Source organism: Streptomyces sp. ICC4 (assembly GCF_003287915.1).
In the GTDB taxonomy this organism is placed as follows: domain Bacteria; phylum Actinomycetota; class Actinomycetes; order Streptomycetales; family Streptomycetaceae; genus Streptomyces; species Streptomyces tritrimontium.
Genome location: NZ_CP030286.1, coordinates 2,331,331 through 2,352,210, shown reverse-complemented (window position 1 = coordinate 2,352,210; position 20,880 = coordinate 2,331,331). Strand labels below are relative to the sequence as shown.

At 74.5% G+C, this 20,880-nt stretch carries 20 protein-coding genes; 12 read left to right on the top strand and 8 right to left on the bottom strand.

Features of this window, described 5'->3' with window-relative positions; genetic code table 11:
* Window positions 1-406: 406 nt before the first annotated feature.
* Both DRB89_RS10900 and DRB89_RS10895 read left to right on the top strand, forming a co-directional pair.
* Complete coding sequence (locus DRB89_RS10900) at window positions 407-2,014, top strand: alpha/beta hydrolase (RefSeq protein WP_112447998.1); 1,608 nt, start codon at window positions 407-409, stop codon at window positions 2,012-2,014.
* 153 nt (window positions 2,015-2,167) lie between these two features.
* The gene (locus DRB89_RS10895; protein ID WP_162688536.1) at window positions 2,168-2,956 is read left to right on the top strand and encodes a hypothetical protein; all 789 of its coding nucleotides are present in this window, start codon (window positions 2,168-2,170) and stop codon (window positions 2,954-2,956) included.
* An 18-nt stretch (window positions 2,957-2,974) separates the two neighbouring features.
* Here the strand turns inward: DRB89_RS10895 and DRB89_RS10890 are convergent, their stop codons facing one another.
* Complete coding sequence (locus DRB89_RS10890) at window positions 2,975-4,276, bottom strand: MFS transporter (RefSeq protein WP_112463852.1); 1,302 nt, start codon at window positions 4,274-4,276, stop codon at window positions 2,975-2,977.
* Window positions 4,277-4,375: 99 nt separating this feature from the next.
* Between DRB89_RS10890 and DRB89_RS10885 the strand changes: the two genes are divergently transcribed.
* A complete protein-coding gene (locus tag DRB89_RS10885; RefSeq protein ID WP_112447996.1) occupies window positions 4,376-5,461 on the top strand; it encodes a helix-turn-helix domain-containing protein in 1,086 nt (361 codons plus the stop codon).
* Window positions 5,462-5,469: 8 nt separating this feature from the next.
* Here the strand turns inward: DRB89_RS10885 and DRB89_RS10880 are convergent, their stop codons facing one another.
* Entirely contained in the window at window positions 5,470-6,756 is a 1,287-nt protein-coding gene (locus DRB89_RS10880) for an MFS transporter (RefSeq protein ID WP_239516086.1), read from the bottom strand.
* Window positions 6,757-6,903: 147 nt separating this feature from the next.
* On the opposite strand from DRB89_RS10880, the gene DRB89_RS10875 reads away from it, so the two are divergent.
* From DRB89_RS10875 to DRB89_RS10850, 6 genes are read left to right on the top strand one after another with little or no spacing between them, the layout of a single operon-like run.
* Window positions 6,904-7,947 (top strand): ABC transporter substrate-binding protein, encoded by a 1,044-nt coding sequence (locus tag DRB89_RS10875; RefSeq protein WP_112463258.1) that lies wholly within the window; start codon window positions 6,904-6,906, stop codon window positions 7,945-7,947.
* Complete coding sequence (locus tag DRB89_RS10870; protein WP_112447993.1) at window positions 7,937-8,971, top strand: iron ABC transporter permease; 1,035 nt, start codon at window positions 7,937-7,939, stop codon at window positions 8,969-8,971. The genes DRB89_RS10875 and DRB89_RS10870 overlap by 11 nt, the downstream gene beginning before the upstream one ends.
* The gene (locus tag DRB89_RS10865) at window positions 8,968-9,759 is read left to right on the top strand and encodes an ABC transporter ATP-binding protein (RefSeq protein ID WP_112447992.1); all 792 of its coding nucleotides are present in this window, start codon (window positions 8,968-8,970) and stop codon (window positions 9,757-9,759) included. Before DRB89_RS10870 ends, DRB89_RS10865 begins: the two co-directional genes overlap by 4 nt.
* Window positions 9,760-9,770: 11 nt before the next feature.
* On the top strand, window positions 9,771-10,643 hold the full coding sequence (locus tag DRB89_RS10860; RefSeq protein ID WP_112447991.1) for a DUF364 domain-containing protein: 873 nt from the start codon (window positions 9,771-9,773) through the stop codon (window positions 10,641-10,643).
* Window positions 10,640-11,764 (top strand): GHMP kinase, encoded by a 1,125-nt coding sequence (locus DRB89_RS10855; protein WP_239516085.1) that lies wholly within the window; start codon window positions 10,640-10,642, stop codon window positions 11,762-11,764. The genes DRB89_RS10860 and DRB89_RS10855 overlap by 4 nt, the downstream gene beginning before the upstream one ends.
* Window positions 11,685-12,695 carry a pyridoxal-phosphate dependent enzyme gene (locus tag DRB89_RS10850; protein ID WP_112447990.1) on the top strand — a complete coding sequence of 337 codons (1,011 nt, stop codon included), beginning with the start codon at window positions 11,685-11,687 and terminating at the stop codon, window positions 12,693-12,695. The genes DRB89_RS10855 and DRB89_RS10850 overlap by 80 nt, the downstream gene beginning before the upstream one ends.
* A 68-nt stretch (window positions 12,696-12,763) precedes the next feature.
* Here DRB89_RS10850 and DRB89_RS10845 read toward each other — a convergent pair whose 3' ends face one another.
* Window positions 12,764-13,480 carry a TetR/AcrR family transcriptional regulator C-terminal domain-containing protein gene (locus tag DRB89_RS10845; RefSeq protein ID WP_239516084.1) on the bottom strand — a complete coding sequence of 239 codons (717 nt, stop codon included), beginning with the start codon at window positions 13,478-13,480 and terminating at the stop codon, window positions 12,764-12,766.
* A gap of 38 nt (window positions 13,481-13,518) precedes the next feature.
* Here DRB89_RS10845 and DRB89_RS10840 point away from each other — a divergent pair, with 38 nt between their 5' ends.
* Window positions 13,519-14,958: an FAD-dependent monooxygenase gene (locus DRB89_RS10840; RefSeq protein WP_112447988.1), complete on the top strand. Its 1,440-nt coding sequence runs from the start codon at window positions 13,519-13,521 to the stop codon at window positions 14,956-14,958.
* 6 nt (window positions 14,959-14,964) lie between these two features.
* Here the strand turns inward: DRB89_RS10840 and DRB89_RS10835 are convergent, their stop codons facing one another.
* The 3 genes from DRB89_RS10835 to DRB89_RS10830 form a co-directional block, all read right to left on the bottom strand.
* The gene (locus DRB89_RS10835; protein WP_112463256.1) at window positions 14,965-16,461 is read right to left on the bottom strand and encodes a UDP-N-acetylmuramoyl-L-alanyl-D-glutamate--2,6-diaminopimelate ligase; all 1,497 of its coding nucleotides are present in this window, start codon (window positions 16,459-16,461) and stop codon (window positions 14,965-14,967) included.
* A 233-nt stretch (window positions 16,462-16,694) separates the two neighbouring features.
* A complete protein-coding gene (locus DRB89_RS42795; protein WP_162688535.1) occupies window positions 16,695-16,847 on the bottom strand; it encodes a hypothetical protein in 153 nt (50 codons plus the stop codon).
* Window positions 16,848-17,029: 182 nt separating this feature from the next.
* On the bottom strand, window positions 17,030-17,854 hold the full coding sequence (locus DRB89_RS10830; protein ID WP_112453303.1) for an AraC family transcriptional regulator: 825 nt from the start codon (window positions 17,852-17,854) through the stop codon (window positions 17,030-17,032).
* Window positions 17,855-17,903: 49 nt separating this feature from the next.
* Between DRB89_RS10830 and DRB89_RS10825 the strand changes: the two genes are divergently transcribed.
* On the top strand, window positions 17,904-18,275 hold the full coding sequence (locus DRB89_RS10825) for a cupin domain-containing protein (protein WP_112447986.1): 372 nt from the start codon (window positions 17,904-17,906) through the stop codon (window positions 18,273-18,275).
* A 40-nt stretch (window positions 18,276-18,315) separates the two neighbouring features.
* On the opposite strand, the gene DRB89_RS10820 is transcribed toward DRB89_RS10825, so the two are convergent.
* Together DRB89_RS10820 and DRB89_RS10815 are read right to left on the bottom strand one after the other, a co-directional pair.
* The gene (locus tag DRB89_RS10820; RefSeq protein ID WP_112447985.1) at window positions 18,316-19,791 is read right to left on the bottom strand and encodes a hypothetical protein; all 1,476 of its coding nucleotides are present in this window, start codon (window positions 19,789-19,791) and stop codon (window positions 18,316-18,318) included.
* A gap of 85 nt (window positions 19,792-19,876) precedes the next feature.
* On the bottom strand, window positions 19,877-20,230 hold the full coding sequence (locus tag DRB89_RS10815) for a hypothetical protein (RefSeq protein WP_112447984.1): 354 nt from the start codon (window positions 20,228-20,230) through the stop codon (window positions 19,877-19,879).
* A gap of 268 nt (window positions 20,231-20,498) precedes the next feature.
* Between DRB89_RS10815 and DRB89_RS10810 the strand changes: the two genes are divergently transcribed.
* The gene (locus DRB89_RS10810) at window positions 20,499-20,873 is read left to right on the top strand and encodes a DUF1801 domain-containing protein (RefSeq protein WP_112447983.1); all 375 of its coding nucleotides are present in this window, start codon (window positions 20,499-20,501) and stop codon (window positions 20,871-20,873) included.
* Window positions 20,874-20,880 lie beyond the last annotated feature (7 nt).

Genomic DNA, 20,880 nt, shown 5'->3' with positions numbered 1-20,880 from the left:
AGAAGTGTAAAAGAGACAGGCAACACACACGGCGATCAGACGGGCACGCCGAGGACGGCGAAGTGAGGTCATGCGCCACAGAAGACTAGAGCCCGCATCGCACAGACGCACGACATGCCTCTTCTTCCCGTGGATCACCCACCCGCCACACCACGACCACCCCGATGCCCGCCGGGGATGCGGTCCGCTCGCCAAGAGAGCGGCGGCCAAGAGAGCGGCGGCGACGGGCCGTCGGCGACGGGGCCACCCGAGGCGTCCCTTCCGCATCCCGTCCGGCCCGTCGTCTATCCCGGCCGCTCCCACGGGTGCGAACCTGGGCGTGCCGCTCAGCCGAGCGCGGGCGACCCGCACGTGCCCCCGACCTTGTGCGCTGCCCTTTCGACCTGCAGCAAAGGGAGTTCACCGCATGCAGAGCCGTTTATCGGATGACCTGCGCAAGCGGGCGGTGTGGGGCATGGCCCTCGCTCTGGTCGCGGTCACCGCACTCCTCGGGGCCGCGCCCCGGGCCGCCTCCGCGGCGACCGCCGCCGCCCCGCCCGTGCCCGTTCTGGCCTGGGGCCCCTGCGAGGACCCCGGGGACGGTTTCGAGTGCGCGACCGCTCTCGTACCACTGGACTACCGCCAACCCACCGGCCGTACGGTCGCGTTGGCGGTCACCCGGCGGCTCGCCGCCGACCCGGCGCACCGCACCGGCGTCCTGCTTCTGCACCCCGGCGGACCCGGCAACTCCGGCGTGAACTTCGCCCGTGACAGCTATGAGGCACTCCCCGCCGCACTCCGTGGCTCCTTCGACGTCGTCGGGTACGACATGCGCGGTGTGGGGCGCAGCGGGCAGGTGGAGTGCTGGAACGACAAGGAGTACGCGGCCGCCGTGGACGCCGCGCGCGGTGTGCCCGGCCCGGGAGCCCTGGGATCCGCCGTCCGGCAGGGCCTCGAATTCGCCACCGCCTGCCGCGAACGCTCCGGCGACCTCGTGCCGTTCGTCGGCACCGGGTCGAACGCCAGGGACATCGACCTGCTGCGCCAGGCCCTCGGCGAGGAGTCGCTCACCTTCTACGGCCGCTCCTTCGGCAGTTACGTCGGCACCGTCTACGCCGCGCAGTTCCCCCGGCGGGTCCGCGCCATGGTCTTGGACGGGGCGTACGATCCGCGTCGTTACGCGGAGGTGCCGTACGCCTACGACGCCGCCCAGTTCGTCGCCCTGGACACGGCGGTCGGCCGGTTCTTCGACTGGTGCGCGCAGAACGCCGCGGCCTGCGGTTTCGGCGAGGGCGAGCCCCGGCAGGCCTTCGAGCGGCTCAAGCGGGCGCTGGACGCCGACCCGGTCATCACCGCGAGCGGGCGCCCGGCCACCGGCTACACCCTGGCCTACCGCCTGATGTTCAACATCAACTCGGGCAAGGAGGTCTGGCCCTACCTGGGAGAGGCCCTGCGGGCGGCCCAGGCGCACAAGGGTTCGTTCCTGCTGTCCCCGCCCTCACCCGCGTCCTTCGACTTCCTCAACGTCAACCTGGCCGTCGAGTGCGCCGACCGGGTCTATCCGACCAGCCGCCCGCTCCTGGGCGCGCTGGTCGGCGCCCACGTCGCCGCCGCTCCGCTGCTGGGACCCCCCATCGGCCTCGGGCCGCCCACCTACGACCACAACCACGCGCCCGCCTGCGCCCAGTGGCAGGCGGAGCGGCCGAGCCGCTTCGAGGGCTCCTACCGGGCGGCCGGCTCCGCACCGATCCTGGTGCTCGGCACGACCGGGGACCCGGACACCCCGTACCAGGACGCCGTGGCCCTCGCCGGGACGCTGGACAGCGGGCGGCTGCTGACCTTCGCGGCCGAAGGACACACCGCCTACAACCGGAGCGCGTGTGTCAGCGCGCTGGTCGACGACTACCTCGCCACCCTGGCCCTGCCCGCGCGGGGCACGGTCTGCGCGGACGAGACGCCCCCGGGGGCGCTCGCCCGGCACGGCGCGGACATCGGGGTCGACGAGACGCGCGACGTGATCCCCGCGCTCCGCTGAGCGCGTTGCGCCGGTGACCGATCGGAGGCGGGGCGACGCGCGGGGATGAATCAGGACAGAACGGAGTGAAACCCTTAACCTCGGTCTGTGATCGACTGGTTCCCGCCTCTGGCTGACTACGCTCTGGCACAACGGTGCCCCCAATGCGGCGCCTTGCCCCGCGAGGAGTGCGACGCGCCCCGGAAGAAGGGCGAGTTGGCGCGCCTGGACCGGGTCCAGGCCGGACTCGGCCTGGCTCCCGGCGGCCACGACCCGCTCACGGCGATGCACACGTCGCGGGCCGATGCCGGAACCCGGCACTACCAGCGCGACGTCGGCAAGGCGCCCGGGCTCGAGGAGCGGGTTCCCGGCCGGCGGTACGACTCCCTGGACCGACCCCCCGCACCACGGCGGCCCGGACGCGCGGGGGCGCGGCGGCCCCGGCCCCCGGTCGCCGACGGGCCCGGCGCCGTCTTCGGCAAGGAGCGCGGGGCGGTCCGCTGGCCGTACGGGCTCGAACTCCCCGGGCCGCCCAGGTCCCTGACGCCGCAGGCCCTGGCCCGGCACGAGGAGGCCGTCCGGGACCGGCGCGCCGCACAGGAGTCGATCACGGCGTGGGCGGCGGCCTCCGGGCTGAAACGAAGCCTCTCGGGCTGCTGCCCCCAGTGGCTCCAGCGGCGCCGCAGTCGCCGGTGCAGCCCGTGGACCTGCACGCAGTACGGCAGTGACGGCCTGGACCACGACTGGCTGGACCGCCTGGTCTCCTGGACCCGGGACGGCTCCCCCGTCGCGATCACCGCGGCCCCGTACCAGGTGGCCCCGGAGGACGAGGTCCGGCTGAAGTGGTGGACCCGGACGGACCGGCGGCTGGCCGTGGCCCGGGGAACGGGCTGGCACGGCCCCGGGACCACGCAGATCGTGATGTGGCGGCGCGACATCGCCCGGGAGCTCCGGCCTGCGTGAAGGCCCCGCGGGTGCGCGTCACCGGGCGATGACGGCGGCGGAGAGGAGCGTCGCGGCGGCGAGCGTGCCCCAGAGCGCGGCCGGGCCGTGGGGTGCGAGCGTGGTGATCGCCGCCGGGGAGACGGCCAGGCCGAAACCGGTCGAGAGCTGGAATCGGGCGAGGGCGCGTCCCAGCAGCCGCGTCGGGGCGAGGTCCGTGACGAGCGCGGTGGCGGTGCCCGCGTAGAGGATCTCGCCGAGGGTGCAGACCACGGACACCGCGGCGACGGCCGGGGGTCCCCAGCCGTGCCCCAGCGAGGTGGCCGCGAGGAAACCGAGGTACGAAGCGGTGAGCACCACGCCGGCGATGGCCAGCACGGTCCGCCGGGGGAAGCGCGACATCAGGACGGTGAGCGGGACCTGGAGAGCGACCACGAGCACCGTGTTGGCCACGAAGATGGCCGCCGACCACACCGGGGACGCGTCCAGTTGGGTCATCAGGACGAGGGGAAGCGCGATCTCGGGGACGTTGAGGCAGAAGACGTACACCACGTTGGCGGCCAGCAGCGCGCGCGTCCGGGGTGCGGGCCCGCCGTTCCCGTCGGCGGCCGGGCCGGCCTGGTCGACCGGGCCGGCCTTGTCCGCTGATTCGGCCGGGCCGGCCGGGGACGCCCCCTGGTGTGCGCGCACCTTGACGGACCAGGCCAAGGCGGCCGCGGCCAGGTAGCTGAGCCCGGTGACGGCTGCCAGGGCCTGCAGTGCGGTGGGGCCCCCCGCCAGGCAGGCGGTGGCGAGCAGCGCGCCCGCGCCGAGGCCGGCGTTGCGCAGGGCGCGCCCCCACGCGAGGGCCGCGTCGCGTTCCCGGCCGTGGGAGACCGTGGCCACGAGGGCGGCGTGGGCGGCCGGCCACGCCTGGTTGCCGATGCCGAGGAAGAGCGCGGCCGCCACGAACAGCCAGACGTGCCCGGCCGGTGCGGCCAGCAGCAGGGCCACGCCCAGGACCCGTACCAGCATCGAGGCCGCCACGGCCGAGCTGCGCGCGCCCCGGTCCAGCCAGCGGCCCAGGGCGGGCATGCACACCAGCCCCGCGACGACGCCGACGGTCATGGCGGTGCCGGTGGCCGGCGCGGACAGCCCCAGCACCGTCACTCCGTAGAGCAGCAGGAAGGGGCGCAGCAGGCCGGTACCGAGTGCGTCCACGGCCAGGGCCACGGCGTAGCGGGGGCCTCCGGAGGCGCGGATGAGGGTGCGGGAGTCGAATCGGGACGTGCCGCGGAACCTCGTGCGGAACCTGATGCGGGACCCGGCGCGGGACTTGGTCTTGGTGCTGGCTGCTTCCATGGCGGCCACGGTGCGTGCGGCGGCGGGCCGGGGCACGTCGGTTGACGCCCATCGTCAACCGACGGCGGTGCGAGCCCTCCGACCGGCGATGATGACCGGATGACGCTGAGGATCGACATCACGGGACTGCCGGCCGATCGGCTGCGGTTCGCCGCCTCCCCGCTCGCCGAACTGACCGCGATGCTGCACGTGCTGGCCGAGCCCGGGCACCACCCGCAGCTCGCCGGCTGGGCCGCGGACGTCTGGGCCGGGCTGCCGCCGGAACTGTCCGAGCGGCTGCGGGAGGCGGATTTCCTCTGGCGTTCCTCACGCGCCGATTTCCTGGTTCCCGCCCGTCCCCGGCAGACCCTCGCCGAGGAGCTGGACGACGTGGACCGGATCGACGACGACACGTACGTGACCGCCGCGCTCATCACCACGTGCGGCACCAACCGGGTCCACTTCGGCGCGCGGTCGCCGCTCGCCGACGCCTCGGCGCGCGAGCGGGTCCTCGATCTGGCCCAGGCCCGCGGCGCGCTCCAAGAGGCTTTCACGGAGCGGCTGCTCGCGGATCCGGCCACCGTGCGGGCGCGGGTGCGCGACACCTTCGAGCAGTGCGCGGAGGCCTTCTTCGACGCCGCCTGGACGGGTGTCGCCGTGGAACTCGCCACCGACCTGCGCGTGAAGAACGACCTGTTGAAGCGCCAGGGCGTCCGGGCCGCGCTCGCCTCGGTCTCCGGCGCCGTCACCCTGGCCCCCGACGGCGACTGCATCGTCGTGGACAAGCTCCAGGACAACGCGACCGCCGCCCACGGCGCGGGGGTCACCTTCCTCCCCAGCGTCTTCGGCCGCCCGCACCTGGTGGTGGTCTCCACGCCCGGATGGCAGCCGGTGGTGCAGTACCCCGCGGCCGGGGCGGCCCCGTCGGAGCCGGTACCGCTGGAGACGCTGACGCTACGGCTGGAGGCGCTCGCGCATCCGGTACGGCTACGGCTGCTGCGCACCCTGGCCCGCGGCCCGCACACCAACGGCGAGCTGGCCCACGCCTGGGAGCTCTCACCCCCGGAGGTCTCCCGCCACCTGGCCGTCCTGCGCCGTGCGGGCCTGCTCTCGGCCCGGCGGCACGGCCGTTACGTCCGCTACAGCCTGAACCTGCCCGAGATGACGACGCTGGGCGTCGATCTGCTGGCGGCCGTGCTGCGCTGAGCCACCGCTCAGGGCGTCCGCCGCGCCGGCGGGCTGCCGAAGTGGCGGGCGGTGGGAGCCAGGGCGGCCGCGGCCGGTACGAGGAAGCAGGACGCGGCGCAGACGGCGAGCACCGGGGTGACGCCGAAGGCGTCGATGGCCGGGGCGATCAGTGCCAGGCCGATCGGGGCCAGGCCGTAGGAGACCAGGAAGTCGAGGGAGGAGACCCGGGCCAGTTTGTCCGGGGCGACCTCGCGCTGGGTGGCCGTGAACCAGGGCACGTTGAACAGTTCGATCCCGATTCCCGCGACGGCGTAGGCGGTGATCACGAGGGCGGGATGGACGGGGAGCATCAGGCTCAGCGGGGCGACGCCGTACGCGGCCAGTCCGGCGAAGGCGGCCCAGCCCTGCGAGCGGGGGCGCAGGCGGGCGGTGACCAGGGCTCCGCCGAGCGCGCCCACGGTGTAGGCGGTCACGGCCGCGGCCAGGACCCACTCGGTGCCGTAGCGGTCGCGGCTGATCAGGGGCAGGGCGACGCTCGTGGCGGAGTAGCCGAGCGCGATCACGGCGGTCAGGGCGCCCAGGCCGGCGACGAACCAGGGGTGGCGGCGGGCCTCGCGTATGCCGTCGATGAACTCGGCGCGCAGCGAGGCGCGCGGGGAGCCCGGAGCGGGCGCCTTCGGTGTGGCGGGCGTGGCCGAGGGGTCCGCGGCGGCGGTCCGGGCCGGTGTGAACGCGGCGACGAGCCAGAGCAGTCCGATCCCCAGCAGCAGCGTCGCGACGTCGACGAAGGCCGCGAGCAGGGCGGTCAGGGCGGGGCCGGCCAGTGTGGAGGTCCGTACCGCCAGGGTCATGGCGGCGTTGGCCTGCTGGCGGCGGTCGGCGTCGACGGTCTCGGCGGTGAGCGCCTGGAAGGCGGGGCGGCAGGCCCCTTGGCCGGCGCCCGCGAGCGCGGCGGCGGCGGTCATGAGCAGCAGGGACCGGCCGAGGCCCGCGGCGAGGAGCGGGGCCGCGGCGGCGGCCGCCAGGGCGGACCAGAGGACGACGGCCCGCCGGGAGTGCCGGTCGGCCAGCACCCCGCCCACCGCGACGGCGGCGAGGAAGCCCGCGGTGCGGGCCGCGAGGACGAGGCCGAGGCCCGCGGCGTCGAGTTCCCGGTGCAGGACCGCCAGGCCCAGGACGAAGGGCAGGGCCCAGGTCGCGAGCCCGGAGGCGGTGGTCCCCGTCCACAGGCGCAGGAAGGCGGCGTCGCGCAGGACGGAACGGGCGGGCGGCGGATCGGACTTGGGTGTCGCGGGTGCGGGCGTGGTCGCCACGGTGCGGTGCTCCTCGGTCGTCGGCAGGTGCCGGGGTAGACCCCCGGGACTGTTAATGAAAACGATAACCATTACAGTACCCTCTGAAGGCGGCACTCCTGCCGGGTGCACGTCAATACCCACGCCCTTTTCCAGACCGGAGAACCCATGCGCCACCGCGCTCGCCTCGCGCTCACCCCTGCCCTCGCCCTGGCCCTCGCCCTCACGGCCGCGGGCTGCGGGGCCGCCTCCGATGACCGCGCACCGGCCGCGGGTCCGGCCGCGGGGTCCGCGGGCACACCCGCGGCCGTCACCAGCTGCGGCCTCGAACTCGCCTTCGCCCGGCCGCCGCAGCGCGCCGTCGCACTGGACCAGAGCTCGACCGAGACCCTGCTGGAGCTCGGTCTCGGGGACCGGATGGCCGGAACGGCCAACCTCAAGACGAAGATCCCCGCGCGGTACCAGGACGCCTACGCCAAGGTCCCGGTGATCGCACCGAAGATCGCCACCGGCGAGCAGCTGCGCTCGGCGACACCCGACCTCGTCGTGGCCGGCTCCGCCGACCTCTACACCAAGGACCGCGCCGGCACCCGCGAGGAGCTCGGCGCCCTCGAGGTCCCGACCTTCGTCAGCGCCGTCGACTGCCCGCAGCACGACGAGGCGGCGAAGTCCCCGTTCGAACTGCTCTTCTCCGACTACGAGAAGCTGGGCAAGGTCTTCGGCGCCGAGGAACGCGCCGGCGAGCTCGTCCGGGACCAGCGTGCCGCCGTCGCCCGGGCGGGCGAGGCGGCCCCGCGGGTCCAGCGGGGCGACGGGCAGCCCACCGTCGTCTACCTCTACTCCGCCTTCAACGGCATGCCGTACGTCGCGGGCAAGGCGGGAATGCCCAGCGAGATGAGCCGGATCGTCGGGGCGAGGAACGCCTTCGACGACGTGAACGAGGAGTGGCCCGAGGTCTCCTGGGAGGAAGTCGCCAAGCGCGACCCGGACTTCATCGTGATCGGCGACCTCTCCGAACGCGGCCGCCCGGGCGACAGCGCCCGCGAGAAGCGCGAGGCGCTGGCCGCGCACCCGGTGGTCTCCCGGCTGGCGGCGGTGCGCGACAACAAGATCATCGAGGTGCCGGGCATCGAACTCGACCCCTCCGTGCGCTCCGTGCACGCCCTGGACCTGCTGGCGGCCGGGATGAAGGACCTCGGGTATGTCCGCTGATCCGGTGGGACTCCGGGGGCAGCGCGGGGCCGGGCTGTTCCTCGCGGCGGCGCTCGTCCTGGCCGCTTCGGTGGCGGCCGGCACGCGCATCGGCACCGCCGACGTGGGCTGGGCCGAGCTCGGCCGGGTCCTCGCCTCCCGGCTCGGCCTGGGCGCCGAGCCGCTGCCGCCGCTGGTGGACTCGCTCGTCTGGGACCTGCGCCTGCCCCGGGTGCTGATGGCGGCCCTGGTCGGCGCCTCGCTCGCGGTCTGCGGCACGGTCCTGCAGGCCGTCACCCGCAACGCCCTCGCCGACCCGTACCTGCTCGGCGTGTCCTCGGGCGCGTCGGCCGGAGCCGTCGCCGTGGTCGTGCTCGGGGTGGGCGCCGGCACCCTCGGGGTCACCGGCGGGGCCCTCGTCGGCGCCCTGCTCTCCTTCGGCCTGCTGCTGGCACTGCTGCGCCGGACGGGGCTGGACTCGGTCCGCATCGTCCTCACCGGCGTGGTCGTCGGACAGCTCTTCACCGCGCTGACCTCACTGGTCCTGATGGCCTCGGCGGACGCCGACACCACGCGCGCCGTCACCCACTGGCTGCTGGGCTCGATGGCACCCGCCCGCTGGGACGCCGTCGTGGTCTGCGCGGTCGTCACACCGCTCGGGCTGGCGGTCGCCTGGCTGTGCTCGAACTCCCTGGACGCGCTCGCGTTCGGCGCGGACACCGCCGCGTCGTTGGGGATCGACGTACGGCGGACCCGGATGCTGCTGCTCGTGGTGACGGCCGTGCTGACCGCGGTGGCGGTGGCCACCGTCGGAGCCATCGGGTTCGTCGGCCTGATCGTCCCGCACGGGGTGCGCTTCCTCGCCGGGCCGCGGCACCGGGTGCTGCTGCCCTGCGCGGCGCTGGCCGGAGCGGTGTTCCTGGTGTGGACCGACGCCCTGGCACGGGCCGCCTTCGCGCCCCGGGAACTCCCGGTCGGCGTGCTCACCGCGCTGCTCGGCGTACCGCTGTTCCTCCTCGTCCTGCGCAGGCGGGGTGACCTGTGAGGATCACCGCCGAGGGGCTGAGCTGGTCGGCGGCCGGCACGCCCGTCGTCCGCGAGGTCAGCCTGGACGTCGCCCCGGGCGAGACGGTCGCGCTGCTCGGCCCCAACGGGTCGGGAAAGTCCTCGCTGCTGCGCTGCCTGGCCGGGCTGCGCAAGCCCGGCGCGGGCAGCGTGCACTACGACGACCAGCCCGTACGGGGCTGGAGCGCCCGCCGGATCGCCCGGCGGATCGCCTTCGTCGAGCAGGACTCCGCGCTCGACACCGACCTGCGCGTCGCCGACGTCGTCGGGCTGGGGCGGACCCCCTTCCGGGACCGCTGGCGCGGGCCCGACGACACCGACCGGGCGGCCGTCGCCGCCGCGCTGGACCGCGTGGGCCTCACCGCGCTCGCCGGGCGCACCTGGAGGGGCCTGTCCGGCGGTGAGCGGCAGCGCACCCACATCGCCCGCGCCCTCGCCCAGCAGCCGTCCGGCCTCCTCCTCGACGAGCCCACCAACCACCTAGACGTGAAACACCAGTTGGAGCTGATGGAGCTGTTGGCCGCCGCCGGCCAGACCGTGCTGGTCGCCCTGCACGACCTCTCCCTCGCCGCCCGCTACTGCGACCGGCTGCTGCTCATGCACCACGGACGCCTGGTCGCCTCCGGCACCCCGGCCGCCGTCCTCACGCCCCGGCACCTCGCCCGGATCTTCGAGGTCGACGCCGAACTCGCCACCGACGCCCGGGGCCGCCCCGCGGTCGTCTACCGCGGCCCGTTGCGCGCCGCCGTCCCCCCTTCCGCCCTGTGACAAGGAATCCCATGACGACCCGTACGCACACCACATCCGCCCCCGTACCTGTACCTGTACCTGTCCCGGCCCCGGTCCCGGGCGCCGTCGACGCGCTCGTCTCGGCCGTGCTGGCCGGCGAACACGGCCCGATCCCCTCCGGTCTCGTGGCGACCAGCGTCTTCTGGATCCACCACGGCACCCGGCTCTCCGGCGGCGACACCACCTACCTCAACCAGTACGTACTGGTGCGCCTCGGCGGCTCGTTCGGCGGTTGCGCCTTCGAGGCCGGGGAGATCGACCCGGCGATCTGCCGCGACGCCTCGGGAACACCGCTCGACGTCCTGCTGCGCGAGGCGCCGCGCCCGCTGCGGATCGCCGCCCTCGACGCCTACCTCGCCGAGCAGTCCCCGCACCACGCGGGCGGAGGCGAGCCGGTCGTCCTCCCCGCCGGGACCCCCGAGGTCCGCGCGAAGGCCCGGGACGCCGCCATAGCCGGACTGCTGGACATCCGCCCGGGCGCCGAGGTCGGCCTCATCGGCGTGGTCAACCCGCTGGTCGCGGCCATCCGCGAGGCGGGCGGCGAACCGCTGCCGTGCGACTTGAACCTCCGGGCCACCCAGTGGGGCGACCCCGTCACCACCGACATGTACGAGGTGCTCGACCGGGCCGACGCCGTCGTGGCCACCGGGATGACGCTCGGCAACGGTTCCTTCGACACCATCCTGGACCGCTGCCGTACGCGCGGCATCCCCCTGGTCGTCTACGCGCAGTCGGGCAGCGCCGTGGCCAGGGCCTTCCTCGGCTCCGGGGTGACCGCCCTGTCGGCGGAGCCGTTCCCCTTCTCCCAGTTCAGCGCCGGGCCGACCACCCTGTACCGCTACCGGACGGCGGGCTCGGCGTGATCCCGGCTGTCCGCGGGAACACGCGTACGCGGCGGCCCGGCGTCGAGCCCGACGGCAGGCCTGATGGCGATCCCGACGGCGCCGGACGCACCGGTACCGGGCGCGCCTCCTGCCACCACGGCGAGATCCTCCAGGGCGTCTTCCGCGACGCCGCCGGGCGCGGGTGCCCCGGCCTGGTCACCCTGCCGATGCCGGGGCCGGGCAGCCGGGCCGCCTTCACCCGCCGGCCCGGCACCCCGCCCGACCGGCTCACCGTCCTGCCGGGCGGCCGTACGAAGGCCGCCCGCGCGGCGGCCCTGGCCGTGGAGGAGTGCGCGCGGCGGCGCGGGGAGCCGCCGTGCGGCGGCGAGTTGCGGGTCACCGGCGACATCCCGGTGGGCCTGGGCATGGGCAGTTCCACCAGCGATGTCATCGCCGTGGTGCGGGCGGTCGCGGACTCGTACGGGATGGCGCTGCCGCCCGGAACCATCGCCCGCCTCGCGGTGCGCGCCGAGCTGGCCTGCGATCCGCTGATGCTCGACACCCGCCCGGTGCTCTTCGCCCAGCGCGAGGGCCGGGTACTGGAAGTCCTCGGCCGCGCTCTGCCGCCCCTCGTCGTCGTGGGTTGCGCCCTCGGCGGGGGCGCCCCCGTGGACACCCTCTCGCTGCCGGTCCGGGACCACGACGAAGACGACCTGCGCGCCTGCGAGCGGCTGCGCACGCTCCTGCGGCGGGCCGTGGCCACGGGCGACGCCGCGCTGCTCGGCGAGGTCGCCACCGCCAGCGCCCGGCGCGGGCAGGAGGTCCTGCACCACCCGGAGTTCGACACGCTCTGCGCCATCGCCGGGCGGCTGGGGGCCGCGGGCGTCCAGATCGCGCACAGCGGCGCGGTGGCCGGCCTGCTCTTCGACCCCGCCGCGGCGGGCCTGCGCCGCCGGATCCGGAGCTGCGTACGGGCCATGGACGGCAGCGGCATTCCCGCGGCCCGCATCTTCACCACCTTCACCAGTCTCGCCAGCCTGACCAGCCTCACCAGCCTCCCGACGACCAAGGAGTTCCCGAGTGGACCAGCACATCGCGGATGCGATCGGCCGACCGGACCTGATACGCCTCGACGACCGGCTCGTCTGCCTGCGCTTTGAGACCATGAAGGTCGTCTCCGCCCTCGCCGCGGTCCGCCACCTGCTCGACACCGGCGCGGTGCGCCGCGGGGACACCCTGCTGGACAGCTCCAGCGGCATCTACGCCTACGCCCTCGCGCTCGCCTGCCACCGGCACGGCATGCGCTGCCACATCGTCGGCTCGGCGACGGTCGACCACACCCTGCGCACCCAGCTCGCCGTCCTGGGGGCGACGCTGGAGCAGATGGAGCCCTCCAGCGATCTCAAGCTGGACCAGAAGCGGCGCGTCGAGCGCGTCCACGAACTGCTGGCCGAGCACCCCGAGTACCACTGGATGCGGCAGTACCACGACGAGATCCACTACCTGGGCTATCGCGCCGTGACCGACCTGATCCGCCGGTCCGTCGGCGCGGACACCGCACTCACGATCGTCGGCGGGGTCGGGTCCGGCGCCTCCACCGGAGCCCTCGCCCGCTACCTGCGGGAAGACCCGCCCGGCGGCGCGGACGTGGAACTCGTGGGCGTCCAGCCCTTCGGCAGCGTCACCTTCGGTGCCGGGCACGTCGCCGACCCCGAGATCATCATCGCCGGGATCGGCAGCTCCATCGCCTTCGAGAACGTCAGCCACGCGTCGTACGACACGGTGCACTGGATCTCCTTCGACGCCGCCCTGGCCGGCAGCGTCGACCTGCTGCGCCGGCACGCGGTGTTCGCGGGGCTCTCCACCGGAGCGGGCTACCTGGCGGCGCGCTGGGAGCGGGACCGATCCCCCCGCCGGACGGTCCTCTTCGTCGCCGCCGACACCGGCCACCGCTACGTGGACACCGTGTACGCCCGCCACGCCGAGGCGGCCGCGCTCGACTCCCTCGCCCCGCGCTCCGTGGACTCCCAGGCCGAACTCGCCCTCCCCTGGTCCCGCATGCGGTGGAACCGGGCGCCGGCCGGCCGCTGATCCGGGCCCGGGCCGCGGGCGACGGGCCGCCGCAACGGGCGACGGGCCGTGACCCGAGGGCGGCGGGTCTACCGGCCGGGGGACGGCCCGGGCCCCGGCCGCCCGGACGGCGGGAGCAGGGTCACGGCGGTGCCCGCGAGCACCGCCGCCAGGCCCGCTTCGAAGCCGGCGTCCTGGTCGCGGAACATCTCCGGGCCCGCCTCGGCCGCCAGCGGAAAGGCCGCGAGACGTGCGGCGCGAGCCTCCAGGTCGTAGCCCTCGCCGTCCGAGCCGGGCATCGGGCCCATGGACTGTTCCTCGATCACGTACCCGATGGTGTAGCTGTACGCGGTGAACCAGGCCCGGGCCGCCCCGGCCGCCGTGAAGCCGCCCGCGACCAGGGTCCGCAGATGGGCCTCCATCGGCGCGGCGTAGCTCATGTCCGTGAAGTGCGTGCCGCTGTAGACCTTGGCGCCGTCCCGGTAGCGCAGCAGGTGGTCCCGCAGCCCGCGCATCGCGGCCTGGAGCGCCTCGTGCCAGTCGCCGGGCGGATGGACCGCGTTCAGGTCCGCCGTCATCCGGCGGAACATCTCGGTGGCCATCTCGTCGAGCAGCGCCCGCTTGTCCTTGAAGTGCCAGTACAGGGCGGGCGCCTTGACGTCCAGCTCCTTGGCGATGGCCCGCAGCGTCAGCCCTTCCAGGCCGAACTCTCCCAGGAGGCGCAGGGCGGTGGCCGCCACCGTCGCCCGGTCGAGCCTGGCCCGTTCGGGTTTCGCTTCTCGTTCTTCTTCGCGTTCGATCGGCACCTTGACAACTTAACAGCGTTAAGCCCATTCTCGTACCCATGACCACACTTAACAGCGTTAAGGAAAGCGGGGCTCCCGACGTGCTCGTCGTCGGCGCCGGCCCCACCGGACTGGCCCTCGCCTTGGACCTCACCCGCCGCGGCGTCCGCGCCCTGGTCCTCGAACGGGCCGACAGCCTCTTCCCCGGCTCCCGGGGCAAGGGCCTCCAGCCGCGCACCCTTGAGGTCTTCGACGACCTCGGCGTCGGCGACGCCGTGCTCGCCGCCGGCGCCCACGCCCCCATCGGGCAGATCTGGCAGGGCGGCCGGCCCGTCGGCGAGCACGACATGCTCGGCGACGCCGCCGTCGGCGGACCGACCGAGACCGAGCCCCATCCGCGCGCCCGGCTCCTGCCCCAGTGGCGCACCCAGGAGATCCTCTTCGCGCGCCTCACCGAACTCGGCGGCCGGGTCGCCTTCGGCACCACCCTGGCCGCCCTCGACCAGGACCCCGACGGGGTGACCGCACACCTGGCCGACGGCGGCACCCTGCGCGCCGCCTATCTGGTGGCCGCCGACGGCGGCCGCTCCACGGTCCGCAAGGCCCTGGACATCGGCATGACCGGCATGACCGGCGAAACGGCAGACCCCGCCCCAATGGTCGTCGCCGACGTCCGGCTGCGTCCCGGCGCCCTGGACCGCGACCACTGGCACCTCTTCCCGGGTGCGGACGGCGGCTTCGCCGCCCTGTGCCCGCTGCCCGGCACCGACGACTACCAGCTCGTCGCGCGGACCGAGGACCTCGACATCCCCGCCGTGGTCGCCGCCTGCACCCACCTCGCGGCCGAGGACGTCACCGAGGTCCGCTGGGCCTCCGATTTCAGGCCGCGCGCCGCGATGGCCGACCGGTTCCGCGCCGGGCGGGTCCTGCTCGCGGGCGACGCGGCCCACGTGCACTCCCCCGCCGGCGGCCAGGGCCTCAACACCAGCGTGCAGGACGCCTACAACCTCGGCTGGAAGCTCGGCCAGATCCTGCGCCACGGTGCGGACCCCGCGCTCTTGGACACCTACGAGCAGGAGCGCCAGCCCGTCGCCGCGCAGATGCTGGGCCTGTCCACCCGGATCCACCGCGGTCAGGAGGAGCGCGGCGAGACCACCCGCCAGCTCGGCCTGGGCTACCGTGGCGGCCCGCTCTCCGAGGGTGCGGCGGGCGCGCTGGAAGCCGGCGACCGCGCTCCCGACGGACCGCTGCCGGACGGCCGCAGGCTCTTCGACCTGTTCCGGGGGCCGCACTTCACCCTGCTCGCCGTGGGCACGGACGCCGAACTACCGCCGGTGGAAACGGAGTTCACGCATGTTCACCGGATCGGGGCGTACGGGCCGTACGGCAAGGGGATCTTCCTGGTCCGGCCCGACGGGTACGTGGGCTGGGCGGGCGAGGACGCGACCGGCCTGCCCCGCTACCTCGCCCGCCTCGGCGGTGGGGCGGCCCGGACCTGACGCCCCTCAGGCGCCCGGCCGGGCGGCGAGGTCCCGTACGGTCGCCATGTCGCTGAAGGGGAGCAGCTCCTCGCCCACGATCTGGTGCGGCTCGCTGCCCTTCCCGGCGATCAGGACGATGTCCTCGGGCCGCGCGGCGGCCAGCGCGAGCCCGATGGCCCGCCGCCGGTCCGCGGACCGCTCGTAGGGCGTGCCCGTGCCCTCGATGCCGGGGGCGATCTGGTCCAGGATCGACTCGGGGTCCTCGGTGCGGGGGTTGTCGGAGGTCAGGACGCACAGGTCGGAGTGGGTTCCGGCGATGCGGCCCATCTCGGCCCGCTTGGTCGTGTCCCGGTCCCCGCCGCAGCCGAAGACGGTGATGACCCGGCCCCGGGCGAACCCGCGGATGGCGGTGAGCACCTTGTCGAGGGAGTCCGGCGAGTGTGCGTAGTCCACGATCACGGAGGTGCCGCCGGGGGTCACGAAGCGCTCGAAGCGGCCCGGCACGGGCGGCATCTTCGCGAGCGCGCCGACCAGACCGTCCAGGTCGTGGCCCAGCACGTGGCAGGCCGCCACGGCCGCCAGCGCGTTGGACACCGAGAACCGGCCCGGGACCGGGATGGCCGCCGGATACTCCCGGCCGGCGTGGTGCAGCGTGAAGCGGGTGCCCGAGGCGTCGGCGATCAGGTCCGTGGCCCTGAAGTCGGCTTCCGTGTCGAGGGCGTAGGTCGTGGCCGCGCCCGGCATCATCGCCGGGATCCCTGTTCCCACGGCGTCGTCCACGTTGACCACGGCGTGCCGGCACAGCCCCTGGAACAGGCGCAGTTTGGCGTCCGTGTAGCGGCCCATCGTGCCGTGGTCGTCCAGGTGGTCCTGGGTCAGGTTGGTGAAGACGCCGACGTCGACGAACGTCCGGTCCACCCGGTACGTCTGCAGGGCCATCGAGGTGGCCTCCAGCACCACGCTGGCGGTGCCGCGGTCCCGCATGCGGCCCAGGAGGTACTGCAGGTCCGGCGACTCGGGCGTGGTCAGCACCGAGGGCGGCATCGGGATCACCTCGTCGCCGATCCGGCTGCCGGCCGTGCCGATCACGCCCACCACGGCGCCCTCGGAGATCCTCAGCAGCGACTCGACCATGTAGGAGATGGAGGTCTTCCCGTTGGTCCCGGTGACCGCCACCATGTCCATGTGCCGACCCGGTTCGCCGTAGTACCGCGCGGACGCGACCGCGGCGGCCTTGCGGGTGTCGGCCACCCGTACGAAGCACACGGCCGGCAGCAGTTCCCGGCCCGGGGGCACGGCGGCGGCTCCGGCCTCGTCGACGAACACCGCCACCGCACCGCGCGCGAGCGCCGCGCCGATGGAGGCGGGGCCGCCTTCGCGGTGGCCGGGCACGGCGATGAAGAGCGAGCCCGGAACCACCCGGTCGACGTCGAAGGTGGTGCCCGCGGTGATCACCGTCGATTCGGCGTCTCCCTGGATGACGTGGTGCTCGTGGCCGGTCAGCAAACCGCTCAGCTTCACGGTGGTCCCTTCGAAGGCGGCTACGGCCCGGCGTGCGGCCCTCGCCTGGCGGCAGCGCCGACGAGCGTCGGGACTGCGGTGGTGGTGTGGGGAAGGCGGTACGTCGCCCTCCGGGGCGACGGGGCCGGTCCGGGCGCGGCGATCAAGCCGGGGCGCCGGGGCAGGGGCCGTCGCGGAAGGTGGTGCGGAGCACGGTGCGGCAGGAGACCGGGCCCGGGCCCGGTGGGGAATCGCTAGCCGTGGCCGTGCACGACGCCGCGGCCCACCGTGGGGGCCTGGCCGTCGAAGGCGGTCCGGGGGCCGATACCCGTCCGGGCCGCGGAACCCGCCCGCGCGACAGGAGCGGCCGGCGGCCGGCTCTCCCCTGTGACGCGTGTGCGGTTCATGGACCGAGTGTACGTGCGCTCACGCAACCCGGACGCCGCGCCGGTTCCCGCACGGGTTCCCCCGCCGGGCGGCGTCGGCGGGCGGTCGTGGCGGGCGGTCGTGGCGGGCGGCGTCGGCGGGCGGTCGTGGCGGGCAGCCGTGGCGGGCGGCCTCGGTGCGGGCCGGCTCCCGGGGGCCCGCGTCACGTCGGTGCGCCCCGATCGCGCAGGGCCGCGTACCGGCCCGGCGGGGTGCTCAGGTGGCGGGTGAAGTGCCGGTTCAGGTGTGCCTGGTCGTAGAAGCCCACGGCCGCGGCGACATCGGCCGGCCGCCGGCCCGCGAGCAGGAGGCGGCGCGCCCGGTCGATGCGCCTGCCGGTGAGGTAGGTGTGCGGCGGCAGTCCGTAGGCCTGTTTGAAGCAGCGGATCAGGTGGGTGGGGTGGGCGTGCAGGATGCCGGCCGCCTCGTCCAGGGTGAGCCCGGTGCGTATGCGTGAATCCAGCAGCTCGCGCAGGGCGGCGGCGGTCCGCCCGGCCCCGCGGCTCGGTATCGCGGGCTCCGCGGCCTTGAGGTGGGAGAGCAGCCGCTCGCGGACGAGCGCCAGCCGGGACTCCGCCTCGAACTCGTCCCCCGGGGCGGCGAGGGCTTCGTGGAGCTGGTGGATGCGCCGGCGCAGCAGTCCGTCTCCGTGGACCGGGCCGTCGACCGCCGCCCCCGCCAGCCGTTCCGGAAGGACGCCGGTGTCGAGGTAGAGCACGCGCTTGCGGAATCCCGCGGGGTTGACCGTCTTCCCGTCGTGCGGGACGCCCGGCGGCAGCAGGATGACCGAGCCCGTGCCGGCGGCCCCGTGCCGGCGGCGGTCGAGGGAGAAGTCCACCGATCCGTCGTCGAGGATCATCAGGTCCCAGGTGTCATGGGTGTGGACCGGGTAGGCGTGATCGGTGAAATGGGCGTGGAAGACTTCGGAGATCCCCGCGACCGGAGGCCGCCAGGCACTGATCCGCGTTCGGGGCTGATCGCTGGTCATGTCGGGAACGTACAAGACCGGGGGCGGTCGACGGCGCCATGCTCGTCCCATGATCACACCGAACGTCTCCGTGAACCTGGCCCACAAGCTCGCCCAGTTCGATGAGCTCTGGACCCAGAAGAGGATCGCCCGTCTCAACGACTACGAGGTCAAACTCGCCAAGCTCAAAGGTGAGTTCGTCTGGCACGCCCACGAGGACACCGACGAGCTGTTCCTCGTCCTCAGCGGCCGGCTCACCATCCAGCTCAGGGACGGCGACGTCGTGCTCGAGCCGGGAGAGCTGTTCGTGGTGCCCCGGGGCGTCGAACACTGTCCGGTGGCCGAAGAGGAGACCGCCATCCTGCTCCTGGAACCGGCGGGGGTCCTCAACACGGGTGACGCGGGAGGGCCGATGACCAAGGCCGCCGAGACCTTGGACTGAGGGCCGGAGCCGTTCGCGGCCGGACACGGCGGACCGTGGTTCAGGCCTTCCCGGTCGTGACGTCGAGGGCTCCGTCGCGCAGGACGAAGTGGCGGGCCCCGTCCTCGTCGACGGTGACCCGGTGCGGACCGGAGCCCTGGAACGCCTCGGTACGCAGCCGGAAGCGGGCGGGGTCGGCGCCCGTCACGGCGCGCAGGTACCAGGGGGCGTCCTCGGCGGCACCGGGGCGGGGCGGCACGGCCACGTGCAGGAGGGCGGAGGCTTCGTGGCGGGCGCGGTAGCGGGTGTGGGCCGAGGTGTAGGCGGCCATGCGGAGCTCGACCTCGCGAGGACGGCCGGGAGCCGGCACCGGATCCGCCGCGGGCCGCCGCGACGCGTCGAAGGCCCGGCGGGCCCGGACCTCGTCGAGGAGGCCGGGGAGGAAGTGCGGCTGACGGGCCGACGCGCGCAGTGCCGCGTCGAACCACTCCGCGAGGGCCGGGCCGCCGCGCCGGACCCAGGTCTCGATCAGCCGGCGGAAAGCGGTCTCCGCGCGGTGGGGCAGTCGGTGCGCACCGGCGGCGAGGACCGCCGCGCCCGCTCCGGCGAAGGCCCTTGGGAGCTCGCGCACCGGCGCGCGGCCCGCCTCACCGGCGTAGCGGACGATGCGGATCTCCAGCATGGCGCGGTGCAGGACGTGCGCGGCCGCGGCGGCGTTGACGCGGAGGTGTCCGTCCTGGGGGGCGGTGGCCGGGGCCGGTTCGCTGTCGCGGGGCGGTGTCGCCGCGGAGGCCCGGCGTCCGGCGGCGGACAGGTGCCAGTGGTGGTCGTCCGGGTAGAGGTCGGCGGTCGCCGCGGTGAGCGTGCCGCGTGCTCCGATGCCGATGGAGACCGGCCCCCCGCCGGCGGCGGGCCGGAGGGCGGCGCCGCGGGCGTCGTGGGAATCGAAGCGGACCTCCGTGATGCCGTGCAGCCGGATGCCCAGCGTCGCGGTCTCGGGAGGGGTGTGCGCGTCGAGGGGATAGGAGCGGGGAACGGCGAGTTCGAGGTGGCCGTCGAGGCGGCCACCTCGACGGTCCCCGGCCCGTTCGACGCTCAGGTAGCGGATCTCGGCCGCCGGCAGGTCGTAGTCGGCGGCCAGGCTCGGCGCCGTCTCGGACGTCACCGCCATCAGCGTCGGCCGCACCAGCCCTTGGTGGTCGCGACCCGCCGCGTACGGTTTCGCCGGCGCGAGGAGCCCGTCCAACGGGTGCCCGGCGGCGGCGGCTTGCTCCCGCATCCATGACCGGCGGCGCTCTGCGCCGAGGGCGGCCATCCACTCCAACGCCGCCCGTGCGCGTCGCTCGCGCTCGCCGCGGGTACCGGCCGTCGCCGCCCGGAAGAACGGAGCGGTGTTGTTGTCCCAGACGTCCGCCGCGTGGCGGATGACCTCCCGGTCGAAGCGGCGGGCGTCGGCGGAGGCGTCGGCGATCTGCACCAGCGAGCGGTCCAGCAGGGCCGCCAGCACGGCGACCGGGGAAACGGGGGACTCGGCCATGGCCTGATCGTCGCACGGGACACGGCCGGTTCGAACAGGGGCCCGTGTGCGGCCTGCCCCCGGGGCTACCCGGGGGCGGCTGCGGTCAGTTCGAGCCGTGGAAGTACGCCGAACGGACCTTGAGCTTGTCCGTGGCGGGCTTGCCGTTGGGGCGCAGCTTCCAATCGGGGCCCTCACAGTTGGCGCCCTCGTAGACGGTCACCCACTCGTCCGTGGTGTTGTGGGGCGTGTGGCCCGGGTCGACCCATTCGCTGCCGACGTAGGGCAGGTTGACGCACGTGTCGCTCTGCGGGTCGTGCAGGGTGACGGTCAGGTTCCGGTCCTGGTCGTCGGTGAAGGAGTAGCTGAATTCTCCGGTCGCGGCGAAGGCGGATCCCGGAACGGAGAGGGCGAGGACCAGGCCGGCCAGGCCAGCAGTGACGGCGCTGCGAAGCTTCATGAAGGTCTCCTCAAGATTGGTGAGGGGGTCGCGGGGACCGTATGCCGAAGCCGCGGCAGCGAATCGGTTCTTCCCCCGCTGACCGCGCCGGTTTCCACCGGGACGGGTGAAACCGCCGCTCCGCCGGTCGGCGGTCTCCTTCCGCCCCGCCCTGCCGCGTTCCGCCCTGCCGCGTTCCGCCCTGCCGCGCCCCGCGTGGGCGCGCGGGTGCACGGCCGGACGTGCTCGAAAGGTCGACCGGCGCCGCGGGGCGGCATAGCCTCGTGGAATGGTGCAGAGCGAGGCGGATGACGTGGCCGGCTACCTGGACGAGGTGCCCGAGGAGCGCAGGGACGCCTTGGCCGGGTTGCGGCGGCTGTGCCGGGAGGAGCTGAAGGGCTTCGAGGAGGTGATGGCGTACGGGATGCCCGCGTACGTGCGGGACGGCACCGCCGAGATCGCGTTCGCCAGCCAGAAGCAGTACGTCTCCTTCTACCTCATGCGCGGCGACGTCCGTGAGGCGTTCGAGGAACGGCTGGCCGGGCTGGACATGGGCAAGGTCTGCCTGCGGTTCCGCAAACCGGAGCACATCGACTTCGACCTGCTGCGGGACCTGCTCCGGGCCACGGCGGCCCGACCCGGCCGACCCGGCACCATCGGCTGACGCGGGC

Bases quoted from the DNA above. Each gene is read 5' to 3' on its own strand.
- DRB89_RS10860 (WP_112447991.1), top strand. From the start codon at position 9,771: ATGACGACCCGTACGCACACCACATCCGCCCCCGTACCTGTACCTGTA.
- DRB89_RS10840 (WP_112447988.1), top strand. From the start codon at position 13,519: ATGACCACACTTAACAGCGTTAAGGAAAGCGGGGCTCCCGACGTGCTC.
- DRB89_RS10815 (WP_112447984.1), bottom strand. From the start codon at position 20,230: ATGAAGCTTCGCAGCGCCGTCACTGCTGGCCTGGCCGGCCTGGTCCTC.
- DRB89_RS10875 (WP_112463258.1), top strand. From the start codon at position 6,904: ATGCGCCACCGCGCTCGCCTCGCGCTCACCCCTGCCCTCGCCCTGGCC.
- DRB89_RS10825 (WP_112447986.1), top strand. From the start codon at position 17,904: ATGATCACACCGAACGTCTCCGTGAACCTGGCCCACAAGCTCGCCCAG.
- DRB89_RS10890 (WP_112463852.1), bottom strand. From the start codon at position 4,276: ATGGAAGCAGCCAGCACCAAGACCAAGTCCCGCGCCGGGTCCCGCATC.
- DRB89_RS10885 (WP_112447996.1), top strand. From the start codon at position 4,376: ATGACGCTGAGGATCGACATCACGGGACTGCCGGCCGATCGGCTGCGG.
- DRB89_RS10810 (WP_112447983.1), top strand. From the start codon at position 20,499: ATGGTGCAGAGCGAGGCGGATGACGTGGCCGGCTACCTGGACGAGGTG.
- DRB89_RS10900 (WP_112447998.1), top strand. From the start codon at position 407: ATGCAGAGCCGTTTATCGGATGACCTGCGCAAGCGGGCGGTGTGGGGC.
- DRB89_RS10870 (WP_112447993.1), top strand. From the start codon at position 7,937: ATGTCCGCTGATCCGGTGGGACTCCGGGGGCAGCGCGGGGCCGGGCTG.
- DRB89_RS42795 (WP_162688535.1), bottom strand. From the start codon at position 16,847: ATGAACCGCACACGCGTCACAGGGGAGAGCCGGCCGCCGGCCGCTCCT.
- DRB89_RS10820 (WP_112447985.1), bottom strand. From the start codon at position 19,791: ATGGCCGAGTCCCCCGTTTCCCCGGTCGCCGTGCTGGCGGCCCTGCTG.
- DRB89_RS10830 (WP_112453303.1), bottom strand. From the start codon at position 17,854: ATGACCAGCGATCAGCCCCGAACGCGGATCAGTGCCTGGCGGCCTCCG.